General features: G+C 60.4%; 10 protein-coding genes. 3 read left to right on the forward strand and 7 right to left on the reverse strand.

The features are described from left to right. Nucleotides 1-354 (reverse strand): haloacid dehalogenase-like hydrolase (locus M3O22_06665; protein MDP9196428.1); only part of this gene is annotated, 354 nt, incomplete at its 3' end. A gap of 193 nt (nucleotides 355-547) precedes the next feature. On the opposite strand from M3O22_06665, the gene M3O22_06670 reads away from it, so the two are divergent. The 3 genes from M3O22_06670 to mnmE are packed head-to-tail and all read left to right on the forward strand — an operon-like array spanning nucleotide 548 to nucleotide 3,700. Continuing rightward, nucleotides 548-2,029, forward strand: coding sequence for a DEAD/DEAH box helicase (locus tag M3O22_06670; GenBank protein ID MDP9196429.1), 1,482 nt, complete (start codon nucleotides 548-550; stop codon nucleotides 2,027-2,029). After that, a complete protein-coding gene (locus M3O22_06675; GenBank protein ID MDP9196430.1) occupies nucleotides 2,019-2,375 on the forward strand; it encodes a (2Fe-2S) ferredoxin domain-containing protein in 357 nt (118 codons plus the stop codon). The genes M3O22_06670 and M3O22_06675 overlap by 11 nt, the downstream gene beginning before the upstream one ends. Then, nucleotides 2,372-3,700: a tRNA uridine-5-carboxymethylaminomethyl(34) synthesis GTPase MnmE gene (gene mnmE / locus M3O22_06680; protein MDP9196431.1), complete on the forward strand. Its 1,329-nt coding sequence runs from the start codon at nucleotides 2,372-2,374 to the stop codon at nucleotides 3,698-3,700. The genes M3O22_06675 and mnmE overlap by 4 nt, the downstream gene beginning before the upstream one ends. Before the next feature lie 95 nt (nucleotides 3,701-3,795). On the opposite strand, the gene M3O22_06685 is transcribed toward mnmE, so the two are convergent. From M3O22_06685 to tuf, 6 genes are all read right to left on the reverse strand, one after another. Then, nucleotides 3,796-5,109: a hypothetical protein gene (locus M3O22_06685; protein MDP9196432.1), complete on the reverse strand. Its 1,314-nt coding sequence runs from the start codon at nucleotides 5,107-5,109 to the stop codon at nucleotides 3,796-3,798. A 70-nt stretch (nucleotides 5,110-5,179) separates the two neighbouring features. Continuing rightward, nucleotides 5,180-6,118, reverse strand: a complete 939-nt coding sequence (locus M3O22_06690; GenBank protein MDP9196433.1) for a zinc ABC transporter substrate-binding protein — start codon at nucleotides 6,116-6,118, stop codon at nucleotides 5,180-5,182. Beyond that, nucleotides 6,118-6,846 carry an ATP-binding cassette domain-containing protein gene (locus M3O22_06695; protein ID MDP9196434.1) on the reverse strand — a complete coding sequence of 243 codons (729 nt, stop codon included), beginning with the start codon at nucleotides 6,844-6,846 and terminating at the stop codon, nucleotides 6,118-6,120. The genes M3O22_06690 and M3O22_06695 overlap by 1 nt, the downstream gene beginning before the upstream one ends. Further along, nucleotides 6,846-7,676, reverse strand: a complete 831-nt coding sequence (locus M3O22_06700) for a transporter substrate-binding domain-containing protein (GenBank protein MDP9196435.1) — start codon at nucleotides 7,674-7,676, stop codon at nucleotides 6,846-6,848. Before M3O22_06700 ends, M3O22_06695 begins: the two co-directional genes overlap by 1 nt. 115 nt (nucleotides 7,677-7,791) lie before the next feature. Continuing rightward, on the reverse strand, nucleotides 7,792-8,493 hold the full coding sequence (locus M3O22_06705) for an HAD family hydrolase (GenBank protein MDP9196436.1): 702 nt from the start codon (nucleotides 8,491-8,493) through the stop codon (nucleotides 7,792-7,794). Nucleotides 8,494-8,625: 132 nt separating this feature from the next. Further along, on the reverse strand, nucleotides 8,626-9,813 hold the full coding sequence (gene tuf, locus M3O22_06710) for an elongation factor Tu (GenBank protein ID MDP9196437.1): 1,188 nt from the start codon (nucleotides 9,811-9,813) through the stop codon (nucleotides 8,626-8,628).

Consider the following 9,813-nt stretch of genomic DNA (forward strand, 5'->3'; position numbering starts at 1 on the left):
GCCCGGCATGTACAGGCGCAGGGCCCCCGTGGCGATGACAATCCGGTGGCCCATGGCTTTATGACGCAGCAGGGCCTGTACCTGCGGTTCCAGCCACTGCATGCGGGTTTTCAGGCTTTCCGCCGCCGGATGTGTTCTCTCAAGGGGTACCCCGGCCAAGGTATGACGCAACAGGCGCTCCTTGATCCGGGTGCGCAGGTCCAGCTCTCCGCGCTGGCCTGTCAGCACGCCACAGGTGGCCCTGACAAAAGCCCACACAACAACGGGCCAGCCCACAACGCCCGCCAGAAAGAACAGCAGGGTGTCTTTCCTGACCAGGGTGCCGTCAAAATCGAAAAAAGCGATAGATTTCATAACTCCACTGTTACACGAAAGCCGCAGGAGAGAGCAAATTTCCGCCCGGTCCTGTGCAAATCTGTTGACTTTGGCCGGGTGGGCTCTGTATCCCGGCATCTCCCATAGGCATAAAAGAAAAGCAGGCAAGGAACACTTGACCACATTCGAGGAACTGGGGCTTGGGCCCGACACACTGCGGGCCATTGGCGAGATGGGATATGCCCAGCCCACGCCCATCCAGGCCCAGGCCATACCCCAGGTGCTGCAGGGCCGCGATGTTCTGGGATGCGCCCAGACCGGCACGGGCAAGACGGCGTCCTTCACCCTGCCCATGATTGATATTCTGGCATCCGGCCGGGCGCGGGCGCGCATGCCCCGTTCCCTGATCCTGGAGCCAACACGGGAACTGGCCGCCCAGGTGGCCCAGAATTTCGAATCCTTCGGCAAGTATCACAAACTGTCCATGGTCCTGCTGGTGGGGGGGGAATCCTTCACCGATCAGGTAAAAAAGCTGGAACGTGGCGTGGATGTGCTGATCGCCACACCGGGACGCATGATCGACCTGTTCGAGCGGGGCAACATCCTGCTGAATGATATCAAAATCCTCGTGATTGACGAGGCGGACCGCATGCTGGACATGGGATTCATCCCGGATATCGAGCGGATTGTGGGCCTGCTGCCCCGCATGCGCCAGACCCTGTTCTTCTCGGCTACCATGGCTCCGGAAATCCGCCGCCTGACTGATGCTTTCCTGCAGAACCCGAAGGAAATCACGGTGGCCCCGCCGGCGTCTACCACAGCCTCGGTAACCCAGGGACTGGCCATTGTTGACGTTATGGACAAGCGCGAGGCCCTGCGCCATCTGCTGCGTACGGAAAGCGTGAAGAACGCCTTTGTGTTCTGCAACCGCAAGCGCGATGTGGCTGTTGTTTACCGCTCCCTGCGCCGGCATGGATTCAAGGCCGGGGAGCTGCACGGCGACATGCCCCAGCACCGGCGGAACGAGACACTGGACGCCTTCCGTAAAGGCGAAATTGACATCATGGTCTGCAGCGATGTGGCGGCCCGGGGCATTGACATTGCCGATGTCAGCCATGTGTTCAACTTCGATGTGCCCATCCATGCCGAGGACTATGTGCATCGTATCGGCCGTACAGGCCGGGCGGGGAAGGAAGGGCGGGCCCTGTCCCTGGCGACGCCGCTGGATGGCAAGCATGTGGAAGCCATCACGAAACTGATCGGCAAGGACATTCCCCGCATCCAGATCGAGGGCATGTCCCTGCCGGATTTTGTATCGGAAGAAGACGCGAGGACTATGGCCCGTGGCGGACGTCGGCCTGTGCGCAGGCCCGTCCCGGTGCGAAAAGACGACCAGCCGGTGGCGGGACAGCCGGAAGCTGGCGCGCCTCCTGCCCGGAGGCCTTCACGTCACAGGCTCCCCCGCGACAGCAGGCCTGTGCGGCCTTCCGGTGAACAGCCTGACCATCGCCAGCATCGCCGTCGGGGACGGGACGAAGATGATGCAGGTACAGCACCCGTAACCGGCTTCGGCGAGCAGGTTCCCGCCTTTCTCCTGCGGACCTTTAAAAGTCTTGCTCCCGCTGTGCCACGACCAGAGCCGGAACAGCCGGTGGATACTGACAACCCTGCTTCCGGAAACCGGAACGGCACACTCCAGGATCATGGCCACTGATCCTTTGCCGTACTACCGCGCCCATGTGTTCTGCTGCACCAATGTGCGGCCGGAGGGGCATCCGCGCGGATCGTGTGGCAGTGCGGGCAGCGAGGCGCTGCGCAACTATGTAAAGGCACGGGCGAAGGAACTGGGACTGGAGGGCGTGCGGGTCAATTCCTGCGGCTGCCTGGACCGGTGCGAGCTGGGACCCGTGATGGTCATCTATCCGGAAGGGGTCTGGTATAAATACACCACGCGCGAGGATGTGGACGAGATCCTGACATCCCGCCTGGTGCAGGGCCAGCGGGTGGAGCGGCTGATGCTGCGGCCGGAAGACAGTTCTGCGAAATCCCCGAAGTCATGAGTGAAGACACCATTTTCGCGCTGGCCAGCGGGCAGGGACGGGCCGGAGTGGCCGTATTCCGCCTGTCCGGGCCGCATGCAGTCGCGGCTGCGGAACACCTGTCCGGAAAGGCATTGCCACCAGCCCGTACGGCAGCCCTGCGTACCCTCCGTGATCCTGCCGGCGGTGAGGTTCTGGATCACGCTCTGGTGATTTTTTTCCCCGGTCCCAACAGCTTTACGGGCGAGGATGTGGTGGAATTCCACACCCACGGGGGCCGGGCTGTGACCACAGCCGTGGTGGAAGTTCTGTCGCGCCTGCCGGGCCTGCGCCTGGCGGAGCCGGGGGAATTCAGCCGCCGGGCTTTTGAAAACGGAAAGATGGACCTGACGGCGGTGGAGGGAATCGCCGATCTGGTGGATGCGGAAACAGCCGCCCAGCGACGCCAGGCCTTGCGCCAGATGGAGGGAGAGCTGGGCCGCCTGTACGGCCAGTGGCGCGAAAAACTTCTCCGGGCGCTGGCCTGGTGTGAGGCGTATCTGGACTTTCCGGACGAGGGTCTGCCGCCCGAAGTGGCCGAAAAAGTCTGGGCCAGCGTGGCGGATGTGCGCCAGGCGATCCAGACCCATCTGGATGATGATCACCGGGGCGAGCGGCTGCGGGATGGTTTTTCTGTGGCCATTGTGGGTGCTCCCAACGCAGGAAAGTCCAGTTTGCTGAATGCACTGGCAAGGCGGGAGGCCGCCATCGTCTCGGCCCAGGCCGGAACCACCCGGGACGTGATCGAGGTTCATCTGGATCTGGGCGGTTTTCCCGTCATAATGGCGGATACAGCGGGCCTGCGGGAGTCAGGCGACACCATCGAGGGCGAGGGCATTCGCCGCGCGCTGGCCCGCGCCGGACAGGCAGACCTGAAACTGGCGGTGTTTGACGTCGCGATGCCTCTGGATGAAGCGACACTGGCTCTGGTGGATGGCAATACTCTACCTGTCCTGAACAAGACGGATGCGGTCCAGAATCAACTACCACGGACTGTGTCCGGCCAGCCGGCTTTTCCCGTGTCCGTGCAGACGGGGGAGGGGATGGCGACCTTGCTGAAGATCCTGGAAAAGGCTGTGGCTGCACGCCTGGAAGGGCAGGGAGGGCCACCCCTGACGCGGACCCGGCACCGGGCGGCGCTGGAGGATTGTGTGGCAGCGCTGGCGCGGGCGGGGGAGGCAAGGCTGCCCGAACTGGCGGCCGAGGATCTGCGCCTGGCCGTGCGCCACATCGGCCGCATCACTGGCCACGCGGATGTGGAAGAGGTTCTGGACATCATCTTCCGCGATTTCTGCATCGGGAAGTAAGAACCTTACCTCACCCTCAGGGTGAGAGGTGAAGACTTTGCACTCTCTCCAGTGAAAACTGGCTTCCTGGCTGCAGGCCGCTCTTGCCTGCCGGGTTATACAGGTCCAGGAACAGAAGAGAGGCCGGATCCGGCGAGGTGTTTGAACAATGCCTCTGGTGTTCCTTCCAGAACAGGGTTCAGGAAAAGCTGTCGGGCGACGCCCTGCAGTCTGGAGGTACCCATGCCTGACAGGGATGTTCTGCAGTTTTCCATGAAATCCCTGCAGGCCTGGATGACAGTTACCGCATGGTCAATCTTCTGTCCGTGTGCTGCAGTTACCTGGTGCAGCCATGAAGTGCCCAGAGAGACCAGAACATCCCAGGCATGACGGCGGCTGATATCTTGCAGAAGGCGGACGGATACGGCTGTATCCCGGGCTGTTCTTTCATTGATTTCTGTCCACACTTCAGGGATCAGCGAGGCCGTCCGGCGCCCTGTATCAACGCCGGGGTCAGCCATGAAATGCTGTACCAGGGCCTCTCGCCATGACGGAATATGGGGACATGTCACGGCAAAGAGGGGATCGTGCCCGGACGGATCTTCCCACGGTTCGCGCTCTGTCTGGTGCTCCAGAAAGCCGTTCTTCAGCCACTGGTCTGTCTGTACACCGGAGAGAATCCTGTTTCTGGCTTTCGGATCCATGTCCAGAAGCGCAAAGGGCAGGGCTCCCAGCCGGAAACAGTCAGCCGGTGTCAGCTTCTGCGCAACGGGTAGATGCAATCCCTTTCTGATCAGGGATTCCATATCCCCTTCAGCCTGTGCATTGCCGAAGATGACCTCCCGGAAATATCGGGCAACGTCTGCTTTTTTGTCGCTGCTGAAACATGCGGCCAGTTCAGGATATTTTTCGAAACGCAGGACCAGAAGTCCGTAATTCCCGGAATTGTTCTGGCTGGAAATCTGTTCTGCGAAAGTCCTGCAAAAAGCCGGAGCCAGGATTTTGTCCGGGCGGATGGCCAGCCAGAAATCTTCCAGAGTTCTGTGTTTCCTGCTGATTTCAGCAGGTCCTTGATAGGAATGGTCAGGCCGGATCAGGCCCCAGACAATCCCACGGACCTGCTCTTCTGATATTTCCAGCACCAGGGACGGAACCTGAATTCGTGCTGTTACAACGCACAATGCAGCACCTGTGTAGTTCCAGTTGCGCATGGTATTGTTGAGGCGTTCCTGCAGGAGGGACTGTATTTCTGCAGCTTCCTGACGGGTAACGTCCTGTGCCAGGAGCTCCGGAACCCACAGGTTCGGGTTCCATGGAAAATTTCCAGCGCAAAAGGCTGCCCGTCCCGGCTTGTCCTTCATACCCTCAAGTGCAGACCTGACAAGGGCGCGGCTGATCTGCTCATGAACCATGTGGGAATATGACTGCATTGGACGGATCCCTGGATCTGTTGCTCCAGCGGGATTTTACAGTATCCCTCTGCAAGTAATTGCTTTTACTTTACGGACACGCCGCAAAGCCATCCCGGACAGCGGGGCCGCCCAAGGCCTGTGCGATGGTGCGCACGTTGTGGTCGATCATGCCGGCGTATGTGCCCTCGCATGTTCCCGGTGCGCCCAGAGCGTCCGAGTACAGCGTGCCGCCGATGCGCACGTTATGGCCCCGGGCCCGGGCGCCTTCCACCAGGGCACGGACAGTGCGGTCGGACACGCTGGTTTCCACAAAGACCGCCGGGATTTTCTTTTCCACCAGAAGGGTGACCAGATCCTCGATCTGCTTCAGGCCGGCTTCAGAATCCGTGCTGATGCCCTGGATGCCCCGTACTTCCAGTCCGTAGGCGCGGCCCAGATAGCCAAAAGCGTCATGGGCCGTGACCAGAATGCGGGCCTGTGTCGGGATGGTGGCCAAAGTCTTGCGTGCATGGCTGTCCAGGTCCGACAGCTTTTTCCAGTATGCGGCGGCTCCGGCGGCCAGTTCCCTGTCCATGTCTGGCAAAATGGTTTCCACTGACTGCTGCACAAAGGGAATGGCAGAAGCCCACAGGCTTGCATCCATCCAGATATGGGGGTCGTGGTGGCCCGCAAATTCCGGCGGCGAGGTCAGACGGCTTTTGTCAATGCCGTCCCCCAGACAGAATACCTTCCGGCCGCTGTCGGCCATGCGCTGGAGCGCGTCGGTCATCTTGCCTTCCAGCAGCAGGCCGTTGCAGAACACCGCGTCGGCTTTCAGCATTTTCGCAGTGTCCGACCGGGTGAGCCGGTACAGGTGCGGATCCACTCCTTCGCCCATCAGGTGCTCGACAGTCACGTGGTCACCGGCGATGGCCCGGACCATGTCGGCGACCTGGGCTGTGGTGGTGACAATGTAGGGCCGGTCAGCCGCCCGGACGGGCAGGACCAGAAGAAAAACTGCTGCAAGGCAGATCAGAAAACGGATCATCAGACTTCCTCGAAGTCGGCCTGGGTCAGAAACTTTTTCAGGCGCTCGTTGTCGGGGCGGGTGAGCAGGGCGGCATCGCCCCGTGCCTCTACCTTGCCATCGCACATGAAAATTACCTGGTCTGCTGCGTGGCGGGCAAAGGCGATATGGTGGGTAATCAGAAAAATACCGATACTGCGTTCCTTCAGATGGGCCAGTTTCGACAGGATCCGGGCGGTCTGTTCCACGTCCAGGGCAGACGTAATTTCATCCAGGAGGATATAGCGGGGGTTGAGGATCAGTGCGCGGGCCAGTGCCACCCGCTGCCGCTGTCCCACCGAGGCCTGGTTGGGATAGCTGTTGATGAAATGATCCATCTCGAACAGGGCGATCAGGTCCTGCAGGTCCTTTTCCGCGTTGCTGTTGTGGTTGCGGGCCGGCAGCAGGATATTCTCGCGCAGTGTCAGGTGTGGCCACAGGAACAGGGACTGGAACACCACAGTCACGTAGGGCCACGGGGCCTGTATGACCTCGCCTTTTTTCAGGGGAAAGGAAAACTCCCGTCCCTCAATGGCTACAGTTCCCTTGTCCGGATAATCCAGCAGCGCCAGCGCGCGCAGCAAGGTCGTCTTGCCGGTGCCCGAGGGGCCGATAACACAGGTCACCTGGCCCGGGGCGATGTCAAGGTCGATCCCGCGCAGAATGCTGCGCTCGTCAAAAGATTTATGGACGTTCCGGACAGTGAGCATTACGGAGAATCTTTGTACGGGCTGGCAACACGCAGCCAGGTTTTTCCCGGCTCCGGTTCCCATTTGCGCATCAGGCGGTCCATGGTCCCGTCGTTCAGAAGATCGCGGATGATGTCGTCCAGGAAGGCCTTCAGGACCATTTCGTTGCGGTCAACGGCCAGGCTGAAGGCCTGGATTTTCACAGGCGTACTGCGGGCAACGGGTCTGATTTTCGTCTCGCTGCTTTTGTTGAACTGGTATACGCCATTGTCGTCCCACAGCAGTGCGTCGGCCTTTCTGGTGGCAAGCTGCAGCCCGAAAGACCCGGTATCGGTTCCCTGTGGGAGAAGATGCAGCGTCGCTTCCGGAAACCATGCCTGTGTCAGCGACACAAGGGCATCGCCCTCGGGGGCAGACAGCGTAACGCCTTTTTTGTTGAACTGCTCAAGGCTGTCGCCCTGGAAACGTGTGTCATCAGTGCGCACAACCGGGAAAATCGCGCTGTAGAACATGGGAGTGCTCCAGGCCACGGCGCGGGATGCCGGAATATCGGGCCACATGGGCGCACAGGTAACATCGAACCGTCCTGCCTTCAGGGCCTCGGTCCAGCCTGACCAGGAATGCTCCTCCATCCATTCAGTCTTCAGGCCTGCACGCTTGCCGACTTCTTCCATCATGTCGACAGTGAATCCTGACAGCCTGTCGGTATTCGGGTCGCGGTAGATGAAGGGTGGAAAGACGTAATAACCGCAACGCAGCATTCCGGTGCGGATGATGCGATCGAAGACGGGTTCTTTCTGGTCCGCTGCGAAGGCGGGCATGGTGAAAAGCAGTGCGAGAGCGAAAAACACAGATCTCAAGACTTCCTCCGTCTGTCTGGACGTTTTCCGGACTCACCGGAAAATATCACGGTTTCTGTTCCGCAACCAGTCACACCGGGCTTCCTGCATATGGGGCAAGAATCTGTCAGCCTTTTCCCGGAAAACCCGCCCTGAGCCAGTCAGGCAGGTCACGGATGCTGGACAGGACCGGGAACTCCATCTCCGGATTGTCCACACGCTCGTGGACCCAGTCTGTGATATAGGGGATATGGACAGCACGACCACCGGCCTTCAGGACCGGCAGGATGTCCGAGCGCACGGAATTGCCTACCATCATAAAACCGGGGCCATCGACACTGTGCCGCTGCATGATCTTCTGATAGGTCGCCATGTCTTTTTCCGAGACAATCTCGATGCGGGGAAACATATCGGCCAGCCCCGAACGGGCGATCTTGCCTTCCTGGTCGAACAGATCGCCCTTGGTGATAATCATCAGCGGATAATCGCCCGCAATTCTTTCCAGGGTCTCACGGACCCCGTCCAGAAGTTCCACAGGATGGTCCAGCATGGCCTTGCCATAGTCCAGCAGCGTCCGGATATCTGCGGATGAAATCCGGCCTTCCGTGGCCTCGACCGCGGTTTCGATCATGGACAGGGTAAAGCCCTTGATGCCATAGCCGAACCGCTTCAGGTTCCGGATTTCCATATCCTCAAGGCGTTTCCCCAGTCCTTCGATGCTGTCCATGTAGGGGACCAGCAGGTCGCAGAACTGTTTCTGCGTCAGGGAAAACACGGGATGATTGTGCCACAGGGTATCGTCGGCATCAAAAGCCAGTGTTTTTATCATTTATTACGGTCCCTTGTTTTGTCCCCCCGGCCCGAAGGCCGGGATGACAGAATATGAGGCGTCACCTGGTTTGGCCATAAAAAACCCCATCCCGGAGACCGGGATGGGGCATGATTTACTGTATACAGGAACCTACTTCGTAATTTTGGCGACCACTCCGGCTCCTACGGTGCGGCCACCTTCGCGGATGGCGAAACGGAGGCCTTCGTCCATGGCGATGGGGGCGATGAGTTCGACGTCGACGGAGACGTTGTCACCGGGCATGACCATTTCGGTCCCTGCGGGCAGGTGGACCACGCCGGTCACGTCGGTGGTGCGGAAGTAGAACTGCGGCCGGTAGTTGGTAAAGAACGGGGTATGCCGTCCGCCTTCTTCCTTGGTGAGGATGTACGCCTCGGCCTTGAAGTGCGTATGCGGGGTGATCGAGCCGGGCTTTGCCAGCACCTGGCCGCGCTCCACGTCCTCGCGCTTCGTGCCGCGCAGCAGTGCGCCGATGTTGTCCCCGGCCTCTCCCTGGTCCAGAAGCTTGCGGAACATTTCCACGCCGGTCATGATCGTCTTCTGCGTCGGACGCAGGCCCACGATCTCCACTTCCTCGCCCACCTTGATGATGCCGCGTTCCACACGGCCTGTGACCACGGTGCCACGGCCGGAGATGGAGAACACGTCCTCGATCGGCATCAGGAACGGCTTGTCCTTCGGACGTTCGGGCTGCGGAATGTTCGCGTCCACCGCGTCCATCAGCTTCAGGATCGCCTGCTCGCCCAGCTCCGGATTCCTGTCTTCCAGCGCGCACAGGGCCGAGCCGCGGATGATCGGAATCTTGTCGCCCGGGAACTGGTAGCTGGTCAGAAGCTCGCGCACTTCCATCTCCACCAGGTCCACAAGCTCGGCGTCCGCCATGTCCATCTTGTTCAGGAACACCACCAGCGCCGGAACGCCCACCTGGCGGGCCAGCAGGATGTGCTCGCGCGTCTGGGGCATCGGGCCGTCAGCCGCGGAAACCACCAGGATCGCGCCGTCCATCTGGGCCGCGCCGGTGATCATGTTCTTCACGTAGTCCGCGTGGCCGGGACAGTCCACGTGCGCGTAGTGGCGCTTGTCGGTCTCGTACTCCACGTGCGCCGTGGAGATTGTGATCCCGCGCTCCCGCTCCTCCGGCGCCTTGTCAATCTGGTCGTACGCCCTGTACTCCGCCTGGCCCTTCTTCGCCAGAACCTTCGTAATCGCCGCCGTCAGAGACGTCTTCCCGTGGTCAACGTGGCCAATCGTACCAATATTACAATGCGGCTTCGTACGCTCGAATTTTGTCTTGGTCAT

It is taken from the genome of Pseudomonadota bacterium (assembly GCA_030775045.1).
Taxonomy (GTDB): domain Bacteria; phylum Pseudomonadota; class Alphaproteobacteria; order JALYJY01; family JALYJY01; genus JALYJY01.

Excerpts from the sequence above, each read along its gene's own strand:
- M3O22_06670 (MDP9196429.1), top strand. The coding sequence starts at position 548 with ATGGGATATGCCCAGCCCACGCCCATCCAGGCCCAGGCCATACCCCAG.
- M3O22_06675 (MDP9196430.1), top strand. The coding sequence starts at position 2,019 with ATGGCCACTGATCCTTTGCCGTACTACCGCGCCCATGTGTTCTGCTGC.
- mnmE (MDP9196431.1), top strand. The coding sequence starts at position 2,372 with ATGAGTGAAGACACCATTTTCGCGCTGGCCAGCGGGCAGGGACGGGCC.
- M3O22_06685 (MDP9196432.1), bottom strand. The coding sequence starts at position 5,109 with ATGCAGTCATATTCCCACATGGTTCATGAGCAGATCAGCCGCGCCCTT.
- M3O22_06690 (MDP9196433.1), bottom strand. The coding sequence starts at position 6,118 with ATGATCCGTTTTCTGATCTGCCTTGCAGCAGTTTTTCTTCTGGTCCTG.
- M3O22_06695 (MDP9196434.1), bottom strand. The coding sequence starts at position 6,846 with ATGCTCACTGTCCGGAACGTCCATAAATCTTTTGACGAGCGCAGCATT.
- M3O22_06705 (MDP9196436.1), bottom strand. The coding sequence starts at position 8,493 with ATGATAAAAACACTGGCTTTTGATGCCGACGATACCCTGTGGCACAAT.
- tuf (MDP9196437.1), bottom strand. The coding sequence starts at position 9,813 with ATGACCAAGACAAAATTCGAGCGTACGAAGCCGCATTGTAATATTGGT.